We start from the raw sequence: 15,197 nt of genomic DNA, 5'->3' as shown, positions 1-15,197 counted from the left end.
ACCTCATTGACGTCAACCGCTGACTATCTATAGTGAATTTGAGACAGTTCGCTCTGCCGCCCGTCTAGCCGTTCATTAGAGATTGGCAGTCGCAGTTTGCCGAGTATTCCGCAGGACCGTCTTCGACACCCAATCCAACCATTCTACCCCTGCTAGTCGGTATAGAGCATCATTGCAAGATACTGCGCTATTTCGACCAAGGGCGCATCCGGACAACGCTGACGAGGGAGCAGCTTCACCACTTCCGTCCGGCATTGGAATGATCACAGAACGAGTAGTGCAAGACGCGCCCTACCTGATGACATAGCGGGGTCCGCCATGATAAACCGCCACCGGCTTTGTTAAGAGCTTTGTTTCGCTGTTCGAACCAGACTTTATTTCGTATTCACCCCATGAGACTTTGATGATCGATCGTTTTCGGGCCTGGGTCCTGAGTCTGCCGCGCCGCGGAAAACAAGCGATACTGCTCAGCTTCGACTTTGTTGCCCTGTCATGTGCATTGTGGGCCAGTTTTTGCCTTCGTTATGACTCATGGTACCTGCCCAACTCTTTGGATCAATGGATCGTCATTGTCCTCGCGCCGGTGGTGACCATCCCGGTCTTCATCCGTATGGGGCTTTATCGGGCAATCGTCAGATATCTGCCCGAGCGGGCGATGTGGACTATCCTGCGGGCCATGGTTATCGCCACGGTGGCATGGGTTGTACTCGTTTTTCTGTCTCAATTGGCGGGGCGCCTCGTTGTGCCCCGGTCCGTGCCACTGATTTATCTTGGCCTTGGGACCTTTATCATTGCCGGCAGTCGGTTTGCAGCAAAATGGACTTTCCTGCCGCAATTTGACCGAACGCTGGCAGCGCAGACGGCGGTGATCATTTATGGCGCGGGCGATGCGGGTATACAGCTTGCCCATTCGCTGCGTAGCACACATATGGTCGTTGCCTTCGTGGATGATAATCCCGCCTTGCACCGACGTGAACTGGCGGGAGTCAAGGTGCATAGTCCTGGCGCGCTGGGGGAACTGATAGCAGAGCACGGGGTAAAGGACGTCATCCTGTCGATCCCTTCGCTCACTGCCCAGCGCCGCAAGGAAATTGTTGCCTCCGTCAGCAAGCACGGCGTCAAAATCCGCGCGCTTCCATCCATCGTCGACCTCGTTACCGGCAAATACCTTGTTAGCCAGATCAAGGAAATCGACATCGTCGAACTACTTGGCCGTTCATCGGTGCCGCCAGATGCCGAACTGATCAAGCACATGATCGTCGGTCGCTCAATCATGGTCACGGGGGCCGGCGGCTCCATCGGCTCGGAGTTGTGTCGTAAGATAGCGAGTTGGAGACCCCGTTGCCTGGTGCTGTTTGAAGCCAATGAATTCGCGTTGTACCAGATCGAACAAGAGCTTTCCGAGCAGCAGGATCTGGTGGTCATCCCTGTCCTTGGCTCGGTCATTGATGGGGAACGCGTGAAGATGGTACTGGCGCAGCATGACATCAAGGTTGTGTTTCACGCTGCAGCTCACAAACATGTCCCTCTTGTTGAAGCCAATGCCGTGGAGGGTATCAAGAACAACGTTTTTGGCACGGCAGCGATAGCCGAGGCGGCCTACGCTCACGGTGTTGAGAATTTTGTCCTGATCTCAACGGATAAAGCAGTCCGACCAACAAATGTGATGGGCGCTACCAAGCGGTGGGCCGAGCTGATCGTAGGCAGCATAGCCATGCGCGCCAAGAGCGAGGCGACCGGACAGTGCTTTTGCGCCGTGCGCTTCGGCAACGTCCTCGGCTCCAACGGGTCCGTGGTTCCGCTCTTTAAACAGCAGATCGCAGCCGGCGGTCCCGTGACCCTGACAGACGCAGCCATGACGCGCTACTTCATGTCGATCCAGGAGGCTGCCGAGCTCATCGTGCAGGCCGGCGCGCTTTCAACGGGTGGCGACGTGTTCCTGCTCGACATGGGCGAGCCCATGCTGATCTCCGAGTTAGCCGAGAACATGATCCGGCTGGCGGGCTTGTCGGTGAGAAATGAGGCCAATCCCCACGGCGACATTGAAATCGTCGTCACCGGCAAGCGTCCTGGCGAGAAGCTCTACGAAGAGCTGTTCTACGATTCTTCGGGTGCCGAGATCACCAAGCATGCCAAGATAATGCGCGCTCCCGCGCGCGCGCGGTCCGTCTTCATTGCGAATCTGCTCACCGATCTCCAGTCGATCATCGAGCGTCACGACGAACAGGCGGCCCGCCAACTGCTGTTCGAAGCCGTCGAAAAAAGCGGCTAGGTTGGATCTCAACTTCAGCATGATTGCCGCGGCATACGAAGGGGCGACGGAGCCTTCAGCAGGGAGGGTCCATGCCACACGAAAGAGAGAGCGATGAGCGTCCTGAGCTTTGTAATCGTCGGGGCGAGCGGCACTGTGGGCCGACGGCTGGTTCCGGCGCTGGTCGATGCCGGCTGTCGCGTCGTTCTGATCGGGCGTGATACCGAGAAGCTGAACGGGATTTTTCCCGGCGCCGACATCGGCGACTACGCGGAAATCGGCAAGCGCGGTGGCGCGGGCTTTACGCTCCTTTACCTCGCCACCATCAACAATGACCAGGATGCGAACTATGACGCGTTCAAGGCTGTCAATGTCGACCTGGCCCTGGCCACGCGCGATCAGGCGGCCTTGGCGGGAATGGACCGCTTCGCCTATTTTTCGTCCACGCACGCCTTGGACGAGACCAACTCGTCCGCCTATGCTCGCTCGAAAAGGACTGCCGCCGAGCTTCTGGGGCAGAATGCGCCGATCGACACCCGCATCCTCTACCTGCCTGCCGTCACCGGCGAGACCCTGTCTGGACGGCTGGCGATGCTGAACAGATTGCCCGGTTTCGTGTCGCGCCCGATGCTCTCAGTTCTCAAGGCCATCAAGCCCACCGTGACCATCCCGGACATCGTGACGGCGCTCCTCACCCTCGATGACACGCGGGAGGACGAGCTGGTTGTCTCGACAGACCAGGAGCGCAACCCCTTCTTCGTGGGCTTCAAATGGCTGATGGATTTTGCCAGCGCGCTGGCGATCCTGCTGCTGCTCTGGTGGTTGATGATTGCCGTTTGGGTGGTAATCAAAGCGCAGTCGCCGGGACCTGGCATTTTCAGCCAGACGCGCGTTGGCCGTCACGGCAAACCATTCACCTGTTACAAGTTCCGCACAATGCACACGTCCGCCCCCAATGTCGCGACGCACCAAGTCCCGATCTCGGCGGTGACGCCGCTGGGCGGCTTCCTGCGGAAATCCAAGATCGACGAGTTGCCGCAGGTCTTCAATATTCTGGCCAACCAGATGAGCCTTGTTGGACCGCGCCCCTGCCTCCCCTCGCAAACGGAACTGATTGCCGAGCGGCAGGCGCGCAACGTACTGAGCATAAAGCCTGGCATCACTGGGCTTGCGCAGGTAAACGACATTGACATGAGCGACCCGGTGCGATTGGCAAAGTGGGACGAGCGCTACCTCAAGTTGCGTTCGCTGCTGTTCGACATAAAGCTGATCATTCAAACCGGCCTGGGTCGGGGCCGGGGCGATAATGTCCGCCAGGACCGAGCCTAGCCAAGACGAACCGCTTTCGCTGCCTATCCTTGTTATAGAAATTCAGAGTGGCCACCATGCTGACCGACCTCCTGCAAAAAATCGACGATCGTACCGCAACGATCGGTATTGTCGGACTTGGCTATGTCGGCCTACCTTTGGCGCTGCGCTTCGCCGAAGTCGGCTACAAGACCATCGGTTTCGACATCGACCCCGACAAGGTCGGGCAGTTGATGGCGGGCCGGAGCTATATCGAGCACATCTCCCCTCAGAGCATCGAGCGATTGCTGGCAAGCGGCTTCGAGGCCACCACAGATTATGCCCGTGCCACCGATGCCGACGCGCTTATCCTGTGCGTCCCGACGCCCCTCGACAAACACCGCGAACCCGACCTGAGCTATGTGCTCAACACCACCGACGCGCTGGTGCCCTACCTGCGGCCGGGACAATTGCTTTCCCTGGAAAGCACTACCTATCCTGGCACCACCGACGAAGCACTACTGCCCCGCATCCAGTCGCGCGGGCTCGAGGTCGGCAAGGACTTTTTCCTCGTCTATTCACCCGAGCGCGAAGATCCGGGCAACGCCAAATTCACCACCCAGACCATTCCGAAGGTCTGCGGCGGCGTAACCCCCAACTGCCTCAAGGTCGGGGTCGCTCTTTATTCCAGCGTCATCAACAGCGTGGTGCCAGTGAGTTCGACGCGCGCCGCGGAACTGACCAAGCTGCTCGAGAACATCCATCGCGCCGTCAATATCGGTCTCGTGAACGAGATGAAGATCGTTGCCGACAAGATGGATATCGACATCTACGAGGTTATCCGCGCCGCTGCGACCAAGCCGTTCGGCTTCGTGCCCTATTACCCGGGTCCGGGCCTCGGTGGCCATTGCATCCCCATCGACCCCTTCTACCTGACCTGGAAGGCGCGGGAATACGGCGTCAACACGCGCTTCATCGAGCTGGCGGGCGAGGTCAATTCCGCCATGCCCGACTTCGTAATCGGCAAGGTCGTGGGCGCGCTCAACAACCGCCGCAAGTCCCTTAACGGCAGCCGCGTCCTGGTCCTGGGTCTGGCCTACAAGAAGAATGTCGACGACATGCGCGAGTCCCCCTCAGTGGTGTTGATGGAACGCATGGAAAATCTCGGCGCGACGATCGCCTACAGCGATCCGCATATCCCTGTTTTTCCGCACCTGCGCGACCATCGCCATTTCGACCTCGCAAGCGTTGAGTTGACGCCCGAAAACATTGCCGGCTTCGATTGCGTGCTGATCGCGACCGACCATGACCGGTTCGACTACGATCGCATCAAGCAGCACGCACAACTGATCGTCGACAGTCGTGGCCGCTACCTCGAACCGGCCGACCACATCGTGAGGTCCTGAGAACTCATGCACACTTTCGCTCCCCCGGTGACCGACCGCCAGATCCGCTTTGCCCTTGTTGGCTGTGGCCGCATCGCGCAGAGCCACATTGCCGCGATCGCCAAGCACCACAACCGCGCCCAGCTCGTCGATGTCTGCGACATCGTTCCCGGCGCAGTTGAGGCGGCCGCGGAGCAGGCCCGAGCCCGGCCGCATGCAAGCCTCGGCGCCATGCTTGAAAGGACCGATGCAGACATCGTCGTCCTGACCACCCCGAGTGGCCTGCATCCCGAGCAGGCTATCGAGATCGCGCGCTCTGGCCGCCATGTTATGACAGAAAAGCCGATGGCCACGCGCTGGGCCGACGCGCAGCGCATGGTCAAAGCGTGCGATGCGGCGGGCGTCCGACTTTTCGTGGTCAAGCAGAACCGCCGCAATGCCACCCTGCAATTGCTCAAGCGCGCCATCACGCAGGGGCGCTTTGGCCGTATATACATGGTCAACATCAATGTGTTCTGGACGCGGCCCCAGGAATACTATGACGCCGCGGATTGGCGCGGCACTTGGGAATTCGACGGTGGCGCCTTCATGAATCAGGCCAGCCACTACGTTGACCTGCTCGATTGGTTGATCGGCCCGATCGAAAGCCTCCAAGCATATACCGGCACGCTGGCCCGCAATATAGAGGCGGAGGACAGCGGTGTCGTCAGTCTGCGCTGGCGCTCGGGCGCGATGGGCTCGATGAATGTCACCATGCTGACCTACCCCAAGAATCTCGAGGGGAGCATCACCATCCTCGGCGAGAAGGGGACCGTCCGCGTCGGCGGCCTGGCCGTTAATCAGATCCAGCACTGGGAGTTCGCCGAGCCGCATCCCGACGATGCCGAGCTGGAGAGCGCGAGCTACGAGACCAGCTCGGTCTACGGCTTCGGTCACCCGCTCTACTACGACAATGTCATCCACGTCCTGCGCGGCGAGGCTGCTCCCGAGACCGATGGCCGCGAGGGTCTGAAATCGCTCGAAGTACTCACCGCTATCTACCGCGCCGCTCGGGACGGGCAACGCGTCCACCTGCCGCTCGACCCCCTATAGGATTGCCAATGGCCAGCGCCATCGACTTCATCGATCTCAAGTCCCAGTATGCGGCGCTCAAGCCCTCGGTGGACGCCCGCATTCAGGCTGTCTTGGACCATGGCCAGTACATTATGGGTCCCGAAGTCGGGGAGATGGAGACCAAGCTGTCCGCTTATGTCGGCGGTGCGGAATGCATCAGCGTATCCTCAGGCACCGAGGCGCTGCTGATCGCGCTGATGGCCGTAGGCATCGGCCCCGGCGACGAGGTGATCACCTCTCCCTTCACCTTTGCCGCGACCGCCGAGGTCATCGCGCTGGTGGGGGCGACCCCGGTCTTCGTCGATATCGAGCCCGATACCTGCAATATCGATGTCAGCTTAGTCGAAGCCGCGATCACGAGCCGCACGCGAGCCATCATGCCGGTTTCGCTCTACGGCCAGACCGCAGACATGCAGGAGCTCAACGACATCGCCGACCGGCACGGTCTCGCAGTCATCGAGGATGCCGCGCAGAGTTTCGGCGCGACCTATCGTGATGCCACGAGCTGCAATGTCAGTCGTATCGGCTGCACCAGCTTTTTCCCAAGCAAGCCGCTCGGATGCTATGGCGATGGGGGAGCCATCTTCACCTCGGATCCCGAACTGGCAACCGTCATGCGCCAGATCCGCGTGCACGGCCAAGGCAAGCGCTATCACCATGTCCGCGTCGGCGTCGGCGGCCGCATGGACACGATCCAGGCGGCTGTCATCCTGGCCAAGCTCGAACAGTTCGAGTGGGAGGTCGAGCGTCGTCTCGCGATCGGCCAGCGCTACCTGGATCGCCTTTCCGGTATTAATTCCATCCAGTTGCCAGTCGTCCGGCCGGACCGGAGCTGCGTATGGGCGCAGTTCACTATCCAGGTGGCCGATCGCGATGCCGTTGTCGCAGCCCTCAAGGAACAGGGTATCCCCACTGCCATCCACTACCCCATTCCGCTGCACCTGCAGCCGGCCTATGGTCCGATCTCGCGCATTTCCGGCACCTTGAGCAATGCCGAGGCAGTCTCGAAGCGCGTGCTGAGCCTTCCCATGCACCCCTATCTGTCGGAAGAGACGCAGGACATGATCATCGCGGCCCTGCCGCTATGATCGCGGCCAGCCGCTGTGGGTCCGCCCATGAGCCTCATTGACAGAGTGAAGCAAGCGCTGGGTGGCCCATTCATGCGGGCCGTAGGCATTCTTGTCGGCGGCACGGTCGTGGCCCAGGCCATTCTGGCCGCCACGCTGCCGGTGGCCACTCGGCTCTACACGCCTGCTGATTTCAGCACCCTCGCGGTCTTCACCGGTATCATCGCCATTCTCTCCGTCGGCACCTGCCTGCGCTTCGACATCGCTGTACCGCTTCCCTTGAAGGATGAGGACGGCATGGCGGTCGTGCTGCTCTCCCTGGGCATAGCCGCGGCGCTCAATTTGGTGCTGCTCGTCGCGGCCGCGCTGTTCTCCACGACCCTCGCCGGATGGCTGGGCCACCCGGAGCTGGCGCCTTATCTCTGGCTGGTGCCGGTGGCGACATTTCTGGCCGGCGCCTACAGCACGCTGCAATTCTGGTTCGTCCGGCGCAAGCAGTTCGGTCAGCTCGCCCGCAATCGGGTCATGCAGGCTGCCGGCAATTCAGCGACGCAGATCACGCTGGGCGTAGCCGGCATCGCGCCACTCGGGCTGCTGCTCGGCCAACTCGCAAACAGCGGCGTGGGTTCCATTCGCCTTGGTTGGCGCTTGTGGCGCGAAGAACAGGCAACGATCGGACGGGTCGGACGTCACGATATCGCCCGCATGGCGCGGCAATACGACCGCTTTCCCAAGTTCTCGACGCTGGAGGCCATGTGTAACAGCGCGGCAGTCTACCTGCCGATCATCCTGCTCAGTGCCTGGTCGGTAGGCCCGGAAGCGGGCTATCTGAGCCTAGGCATGTATGCGATGCAGGTGCCGATGAGCCTGATCGGCAACGCAGTGTCTCAGGTCTACATGTCGAGAGGCCCGGAAGAGGCGCGAGCCGGCACAATGGGCAGGTTCACCGCCGAGGTGCTCGGGGGCCTGCTCAAGAGTGGCGTCGGGCCGATCATCTGCATAGGCGTGGTGGCGCCCGAACTCTTCCGGCTGGTCTTCGGTGCAGACTGGACCCGCGCCGGCGTCCTGGTCACCTGGATGACCCCCTGGTTCGTCATGCAGTTTCTGGCCTCACCCATCTCCCTGGCCCTGCACATCCAGAACCGCCTGCGCGAGGCCTTTCTTCTGCAGGGCTTTGGCCTCGTCATGCGCACTGGCACGGTGGCGCTGGCTGTCTCGCTGCCCGGCGCCTACCTGTCGGAAGCCTATGCCCTGTCAGGGGCAGTGTTCTACGCATTGTATCTTGCGGTCGTCCTGCGTCTGACCGGCGTCACGCCCGACACAGTGCTCACCCGGCTGTTCTCATCCATTCCGATCCTGGCGTTCTGGATCGTCACAGGCCTGAGTGGCCGCTTCGCGATCGAAGGACTTCTTACATACGCAAGCCTCTAGGCAAGCGGGCAAGACCTAATTGCAAAATGGGCTTGGCCACCTAGGGGTAGCGTCTCCGGACACTGAACTACTGAATAGGGCCCAGTCGAGGGCTGGCATGGTGATCCCGGTAGGTAACAGAAAATGCGCCATCACGATATGTCTACGCGCGTACAGCGTCTCGAATCTCTAGGCGTTCTACCGATCCACGCGAAGCCATTAGTCCTGCAACAATGCCCCACGAAAGCATCGGAAGAGCCCAGAAAACTGCCTTTACCGTCGCTATCAGCACCAAGGACATTGCGGACCAGTAGAATGCCAAGCGAACCTTCGGATCGTCGCAACGATCTATAAGTACCGCTTTGGCAGAATGCACAAAAGCGCCAACACAACCAGTCAAGTAAAGAATAAAACCTAACAGGCCAAACTGCTGCCATGACGACAATGCATTGTGAATGTACCGACCAAAGTCCTCGTTGGAACGAAATTGCCCGCCATAGTCCCCAATTATTGGGCTACTGACAATGGCCGCCCAACCCTCATGCAACAACTGAGACCGCTCATCAAGAGACCGGGAACCCTCCGGATCAAATATCTCCATCTGACGCGGGGTTATCTCAGCCGGTGAACTGGGATGCTCAAACGCGGTCTCAAAAAAAGGCAGATTCTTCTCCGCCCAAAGCCCGCCAAGAGCTAGCACGAACAGGAGCATCGAAAACAAAACTGCCACCGCGGCGGGCCAGTAGAGTTTACGCGAGAGGCATGTGATACCCCAAGCGAAGGCGAGTACTGTGCCCCCTATGAACTCGGAACGTCCCCCAATCATAAACAACGCTAACAACGAAGGTCCGATCATAATCGCTTGCTTTAGCGGGCTACGAACGAAAGCAATTGCGATTGCGACGACGGGCAACACCGAACGCGCCAACGCTTGGTAATTTGCGGCCTCATATATTAAGCCATTCCACGTGTTGGGATCTAGTTTTAGTGCATCGCGGTCCGATAAAGCTATAGAAATGGAAACAGTTACAGCAAGCGACACGACCACAAGCCCTGTAATGGGTCCGTTGCGTGGCATCAGCACCCCAATCAAGTATATGCAGGCTGCACTACCAGCGAATTTGATCCCCTCAGAAAACAGGACTCGATGCTGCTGAACGGCATCGCCGAAAACGCGGTAGCCGAGCACATAGGCGATGACTACCACGAAGAACGCGATGAACGGCAGGTGCCAGCGCAAGTCTACTTTTTGCTTCAGAGCCAAAACCACCGATATGGGCCCTAGCACACCAAGGCCCATGATGTTCAAAACGCTCCAACCGTTGCCAATCACAAGCGGCACAAGACCCCATGCCGACAGCATGTGATACGCAAAAAAACCTGGGAAAATTGCTAGTAAAACAACCAACGCCGCAACTTCGCCCGCCACAGTTACTCGTTGGCCGGCAACTTGCTCAATCACCATTCTCACCGCTGCGTGATTCCTGTAGAAGCGTCTAAAACCGTCTAGCCGCATACCTCAGAAGGTCCAGTTTTGTCATGACAAAAAAACTATCCGTTCTATACATGGACGGCGTAGGCCCGTTTGGCGGCGCATCCCGAAGCCTCTTCGAGGCGGTGGGCGCATTGCCACAAGGGACAGTCAATGCGTACTTTCTGGCCACCAAAGGAACATCGGTAGACTTCTACGAGACGATTGCGTCGGATCTGATACAAACCCGTGGACTCTCGCGATTTGACAATACGCGTTACAGCCACTACGCGGGCAGACGTTGGCTTATACTGCTTCGAGAGGCGTATTTGGCCCCGCACTCTTACTTCGCCGTGAGGGCAGCGAAGAAACGTTGGGGCGGGAAAATAGACCTTATCCACACCAATGAAGTGCTGGAGATATTTCCGGCCATATACGCCAAGCGCATGCTCAATGTCCCGCTTGTTGTGCATGTACGTTCGGTGCAAAACTTGGACCCAAAGTCGAAGCGATACAGGCTGATTTGTAACTTACTTCGAAAGCACGCCGATGCGGTCATCGCCATCGATGAAAACGTTCGCGCTTCACTTCCTGCCGATATTGCGGTTGACGTCATCCACAACTCTTTCACGCCGAAAGTCGCCAACACTCCAGATGTAGAGCTTATCCGAGCGATCGAAGCGTTGCCTAATGAAACGTTAAAGGTGGGCTTTGTTGGTAACCTGCACCATTCCAAGGGCCTCTTTGAAATGGTGGAAGCAGCAAGGCTGCTAAAGGACCAAGGTAGATATGTAGACTTCGTAATTGTGGGTGGAACGACGATCAGCGACACCGGGCCGTCGGCGGCTGCCCTTTCGAAAAGCGGCTTGGCGCAAAACATACGATCAGAGCTTTTTAAACGCGCCAAGGAATTGGGTGTGGCAGACAGGTTTCACATGCTCGGAGCCACGACAGACATCCAATGCGTTTACACTAGAATCGACGTGATTTGCTTTGCAAGCCACTACGACGCTCCGGGAAGGCCGATATTCGAGGCCGCGTTTGCTGGCGTTCCAAGTATCGTCGCCATTACAGATCCTTCTCCCGATACATTGGTACCAAACACAACCGGCATTGCCATTCCCCCACGAGATGCGGAGGCCTTAGCAAAAGCTATCTCCCGTTTTGACGCTGACCGGTTTGAGATACGCCGAATGGGAGACGCCGCTCGCCAGCTAGCCGTCAACAATTTCTCCCCAGCAACAAACTCAGAACAACTCCTAGAGGTCTACAAGCGCGTTAAGAGGATTGCGGCGTGAGAGTCGCAAATTATGTCCAAGACTTCTGAATTTCTTCCAACCTAGGTCGTCACGAACCTGGACACGATTTTCGAGACCGCTCACCCCAGGGGTGCTGCATCCTACTTCGACATCCGGCCCCAGCCGGATTCTGCGGTCAAACTGGTTCTCTGGCTTGCGCTCATAACCGCCGCACACGGAATCGGTGTTTTTGAAGAGCGGCTTGAAGGACAGCATCCTCGGTCGGCTGACAGCGGCGCGTCAATTTCGATGCCGTCGTCTTACTGACCATTTGAATTCGCCGCCACCGGCACGGCCAATGCCGTTTTCTTCATGAAAACATTTGTCAATTTCGGCTGGGCCGGTGTCGTCGCCTTCTCACTATCGTCGGGCAGGCCCTCCGCCTCTTCGCGCGATCCGACGACCTGTCGGTTCAGTGCATGCGGGTGATTTTCTGCTGGTTCATATTCTCGGGTGGCCTTTTCGGGTCGATGTTCAGCAATAGCTTCCTGCTCATGTTCATCGCCATGGTGACCATCAAGGTGCTGCCTAGCGTGGAGAGCGAAGCCGTAACCGAAAGCGCAACTCCTAGCCTCGCCTGACGCACTACTCGTCCGGCTGCCTTTCGGCCACGGTGTCGCCGGCCTTGTTTACCCAGCCGACCTGCCGTGCCGGCACGCCGAGCATCAGGGCGTAGTCAGGTACATCGCGCGTCACCACGGCGCCAGCGCCAATCAGGGCATAACGCCCGATGGTGACGCCGCAGACGATTGTGGCATTGGCGCCGATGCTGGCTCCGCTCCTGACCAAGGTGGTCCTGAACTCTTCCTTCTTCTCAAGAAAGGCGCGCGGATTGACGACATTGGTGAAGACGCAGGAGGGACCGCAGAACACACCGTCTTCGAGCTCGACACCCTTGTAGAGCGAGACATTGTTCTGAATCTTGCAATTGTCGCCGACCGACACGCCCGGTCCGACCATGACGTTCTGGCCGAGCACGCAGTTGCGCCCAATGCTTGCGCCGCCCATGACATGGCTGAAATGCCAAACACGGCTTCCCTCGCCAATGATGGCCCCCTCGTCCACATAGGCACTTTCGTGAATAGTCGCTGGCATGAGGCTCTCTTGCACCGATAGAGGGGTTTCGGCTTCATTAGCATGACCGGCATCACCCTTGGCAAGCCCGGCAAGACGCCCGCGGCCGTCATGAGGACGGAACTGAACAACCCTTCCAAAGCACCGGCGCTGATGGTATCAGCCCCCAGATTGTCAAAACACCTAGTCGCCCCGCATGGGCTGCTAGCAGCAGTTCAGGAATGCAGATGGCTAACGAGACGGCAGGCAAACGCCCATATCAGATCTGCACGAACTGCATCATGGACACTTCCGACTCCAAGATCGTCTTCGACGATCGCGGCCGGTGTGAGTATTGCAACAATTACCACAAGAACATTGTGCCGCACTGGCACCCCAACGAGCAGGGCACGCGCGAACTCGAGCCCATGCTCGAGCAGATTCGCCGCGACGGCAAGGGCAAGGACCACGACTGCATCATCGGCATCAGCGGCGGCGTGGATTCGTCCTATGTCGTCTATCTGGCCAAGGAAAAGTTCGGCCTCCGCCCCCTACTCTTTCACGTGGATGCCGGATGGAATTCGCAACAGGCCGTCAACAATATAGAAAAGCTCGTCGACGGGCTGGGCCTCGATCTCCATACCGAAGTGATCAACTGGCAGGAAATGAAAGATCTGCAGCTCGCCTTCTTCAAGGCGCAGGTGCCCCATCTCGACACGCCGCAGGACCACGCCTTCTTCGCCGGCCTCTACAACTACGCGGCCAAGAACGGCGTGAAGTACATCCTGACCGGCGCTAACTATTCCACCGAATGCGTGCGCGAGCCGCTCGAATGGCACTATCACGCTTCCGACCTTCGCCAGCTCAAGGACATCCACAAGCGCTTCGGCACGCGCCCGCTCAAAACCTTCCCGCTGGCGGACATCTTCACCTTCAAGCTCTATTATCGCTTCGTGAAGAACGTGCGCGTGGTCAAGCCGCTCAACCATATCCCCTTCTTCAAGGAAGCGGCGATGCAGGAACTGTCCGACAAGTTCGGATGGCAGCGCTATGCGCACAAGCATTACGAGTCGCGCTTCACGCGCTTCTACGAGGGCTACTGGCTGCCGACGAAATTCGGCTATGACAAGCGCCGCGCGCACTTCTCGAGTCTCATCCTGACCGGCCAGATGACCCGGGAAGAGGCCCTCGAGAAAATCGCCAAGCCCGCCTATAATCCTGAAGACGTGAACCAGGATTTCGAATACATCGCCACTAAGCTTGGTCTCCCCGTCGAAGAATTGCGCGCGATCCATGCCGGTCCGAACAAGACCTACAAGGACTACAAGAACGCGATGACCTTTATCGACTTGGGCACCAGGGTCCTGCGAGCACTGGGCATTCAGAAGGCTGTGATGCGATGATCACCATCGTCGACTACGGGCTGGGGAACATCAGTGCGTTCTCCAACATGTACAAACGGCTCAACATCGAGAGCCGCTTGGCCCGTTCGTCCGACGAATTGCTCGGCGCCACCAAGCTCATCCTGCCCGGCGTAGGCCATTTCGACCACGCCATGGACCTGCTCGATGCCTCCGGCATGCGTGGCACGCTCGACGATCTCGTCCTGCGCCAGCAGGTCCCAGTCGTAGGCATCTGCGTAGGGATGCAGATCCTCGCCAACAGCAGCGACGAAGGCACACGGGCCGGCCTGGGCTGGATTCCTGGTCACGTCCAGTCGCTGCGCAAGCTGCCGATCGGCAATGACATGCCCCTACCCCATATGGGCTGGAATGACGTGTCGGCGACCCAGTCCTTCGGTCTCTTCTCGGGGCTCGAAACCGACGCCCGCTTCTATTTCCTTCATTCGTTCTATTTTGCCGCCGCCAACCAGAACGATGTCGCGGCCATTGCGAATTACGGCCAGGATTTCCCATGTGCCGTGCATGCAGGCAATGTCACCGGCGTGCAGTTCCACCCCGAGAAAAGTCACCACTGGGGTGCGCGGCTCCTCAAGAACTTCGCCGAGTTCTGACCGTGCTGCGACCCAGAATCATTCCGTGCCTGCTGGTCAGCGATGGTGGCCTCGTCAAGACGCAGCGCTTCAAGGATCCCAAATATGTCGGCGACCCGATCAATGCGGTGAAGATCTTCAACGAGAAAGAGGCCGACGAGCTCGTCGTCCTCGATATCGACGCCACCGCGCAGCGGCGCGAGCCCGACTTCACCATGATCGGCCATCTGGCGGTCGAGTGCCGCATGCCGCTCTGCTACGGTGGCGGCGTCACGACGCGCGAACAAGCCAAGCGTATCATCGGACTCGGCGTCGAAAAGGTCGCCATTAGCGCTGCGGCCATCAACAATCCGGCGCTGGTCTCGCAGATCGCCGATGAAGTCGGCAGCCAGAGCGTGGTCGTCGTGCTCGACGTCAAGAAACCCATGTTTGGCAAGGACTTTGACGTATATACCCACAATGGCAGCAAGAAGGTCCGTGAGGGCCTGGCCGCGCTCGTCGCCGAGTTCGAAAGCCGCGGTGCCGGGGAGTTGGTCATCAACTCCATCGACCGTGACGGCATGATGAAGGGCTATGACCTCGATCTGGCCGAGCGCATCCGCTCGACCACCAAGCTGCCGGTCACGGTTCTAGGTGGCGCCGGTTCGCTTGACGATATCGGTGCGCTGATTGGCCGATGCGGCATTATCGGCGCGGCCGCTGGTAGCCTCTTCGTGTTCAAGGGCAACTACCGGGCGGTCCTGATCAATTATCCCAACCCGGCGCAGAAGGACGAGATCGTCCTGAAGAACCTGCCGCGCTGAGGCGCGTCGCCAGCAAATGCACCAGCACCGGCGCGTATCGTCAGTGCTCGACGAGAATGGATAGAC

The 15,197-nt window shown here is 59.0% G+C and carries 13 protein-coding genes; 11 read left to right on the top strand and 2 right to left on the bottom strand.

Annotated elements, in window-relative coordinates; all coding sequences use genetic code 11:
- The first annotated feature begins 403 nt into the window (after positions 1–403).
- The 6 genes from ACSQ2A_RS22170 (at position 404) to ACSQ2A_RS22145 (ending at position 8,534) form a co-directional block, all read left to right on the top strand.
- Positions 404–2,272, top strand: a complete 1,869-nt coding sequence (locus ACSQ2A_RS22170; RefSeq protein WP_436074013.1) for a polysaccharide biosynthesis protein — start codon at positions 404–406, stop codon at positions 2,270–2,272.
- A 93-nt stretch (positions 2,273–2,365) separates the two neighbouring features.
- Positions 2,366–3,580 (top strand): sugar transferase, encoded by a 1,215-nt coding sequence (locus ACSQ2A_RS22165; protein WP_436074012.1) that lies wholly within the window; start codon positions 2,366–2,368, stop codon positions 3,578–3,580.
- A 56-nt stretch (positions 3,581–3,636) separates the two neighbouring features.
- Entirely contained in the window at positions 3,637–4,944 is a 1,308-nt protein-coding gene (locus ACSQ2A_RS22160; RefSeq protein WP_436074011.1) for a nucleotide sugar dehydrogenase, read from the top strand.
- 6 nt (positions 4,945–4,950) lie between these two features.
- Positions 4,951–6,015 carry a Gfo/Idh/MocA family protein gene (locus ACSQ2A_RS22155; RefSeq protein WP_436074010.1) on the top strand — a complete coding sequence of 355 codons (1,065 nt, stop codon included), beginning with the start codon at positions 4,951–4,953 and terminating at the stop codon, positions 6,013–6,015.
- An 8-nt stretch (positions 6,016–6,023) separates the two neighbouring features.
- Positions 6,024–7,124 carry a DegT/DnrJ/EryC1/StrS family aminotransferase gene (locus ACSQ2A_RS22150; RefSeq protein ID WP_436074009.1) on the top strand — a complete coding sequence of 367 codons (1,101 nt, stop codon included), beginning with the start codon at positions 6,024–6,026 and terminating at the stop codon, positions 7,122–7,124.
- 27 nt (positions 7,125–7,151) lie between these two features.
- A complete protein-coding gene (locus ACSQ2A_RS22145; protein ID WP_436074008.1) occupies positions 7,152–8,534 on the top strand; it encodes a lipopolysaccharide biosynthesis protein in 1,383 nt (460 codons plus the stop codon).
- Between the two features lie 142 nt (positions 8,535–8,676).
- Here ACSQ2A_RS22145 and ACSQ2A_RS22140 read toward each other — a convergent pair whose 3' ends face one another.
- The gene (locus tag ACSQ2A_RS22140; RefSeq protein ID WP_436074007.1) at positions 8,677–9,978 is read right to left on the bottom strand and encodes a hypothetical protein; all 1,302 of its coding nucleotides are present in this window, start codon (positions 9,976–9,978) and stop codon (positions 8,677–8,679) included.
- A gap of 74 nt (positions 9,979–10,052) precedes the next feature.
- Between ACSQ2A_RS22140 and ACSQ2A_RS22135 the strand changes: the two genes are divergently transcribed.
- Both ACSQ2A_RS22135 and ACSQ2A_RS22130 read left to right on the top strand, forming a co-directional pair.
- Entirely contained in the window at positions 10,053–11,282 is a 1,230-nt protein-coding gene (locus ACSQ2A_RS22135; RefSeq protein WP_436074006.1) for a glycosyltransferase family 4 protein, read from the top strand.
- Positions 11,283–11,701: 419 nt separating this feature from the next.
- The gene (locus tag ACSQ2A_RS22130; RefSeq protein WP_436074005.1) at positions 11,702–11,863 is read left to right on the top strand and encodes a hypothetical protein; all 162 of its coding nucleotides are present in this window, start codon (positions 11,702–11,704) and stop codon (positions 11,861–11,863) included.
- Positions 11,864–11,867: 4 nt separating this feature from the next.
- On the opposite strand, the gene ACSQ2A_RS22125 is transcribed toward ACSQ2A_RS22130, so the two are convergent.
- Positions 11,868–12,377 carry an acyltransferase gene (locus tag ACSQ2A_RS22125; protein ID WP_436074004.1) on the bottom strand — a complete coding sequence of 170 codons (510 nt, stop codon included), beginning with the start codon at positions 12,375–12,377 and terminating at the stop codon, positions 11,868–11,870.
- Between the two features lie 200 nt (positions 12,378–12,577).
- Here ACSQ2A_RS22125 and ACSQ2A_RS22120 point away from each other — a divergent pair, with 200 nt between their 5' ends.
- From ACSQ2A_RS22120 to ACSQ2A_RS22110, 3 genes are read left to right on the top strand one after another with little or no spacing between them, the layout of a single operon-like run.
- Entirely contained in the window at positions 12,578–13,738 is a 1,161-nt protein-coding gene (locus ACSQ2A_RS22120; RefSeq protein ID WP_436074003.1) for an N-acetyl sugar amidotransferase, read from the top strand.
- On the top strand, positions 13,735–14,349 hold the full coding sequence (hisH, locus tag ACSQ2A_RS22115; RefSeq protein ID WP_436074002.1) for an imidazole glycerol phosphate synthase subunit HisH: 615 nt from the start codon (positions 13,735–13,737) through the stop codon (positions 14,347–14,349). The genes ACSQ2A_RS22120 and hisH overlap by 4 nt, the downstream gene beginning before the upstream one ends.
- A 2-nt stretch (positions 14,350–14,351) precedes the next feature.
- A complete protein-coding gene (locus tag ACSQ2A_RS22110) occupies positions 14,352–15,131 on the top strand; it encodes an AglZ/HisF2 family acetamidino modification protein (protein WP_056310818.1) in 780 nt (259 codons plus the stop codon).
- Positions 15,132–15,197 lie beyond the last annotated feature (66 nt).

This window comes from Devosia sp. LjRoot3 (assembly GCF_964252865.1).
Taxonomy (GTDB): domain Bacteria; phylum Pseudomonadota; class Alphaproteobacteria; order Rhizobiales; family Devosiaceae; genus Devosia.
The sequence above is the reverse complement of the archived record's forward strand: the minus strand, read 5'-3'. Positions and strand labels throughout refer to the sequence as shown.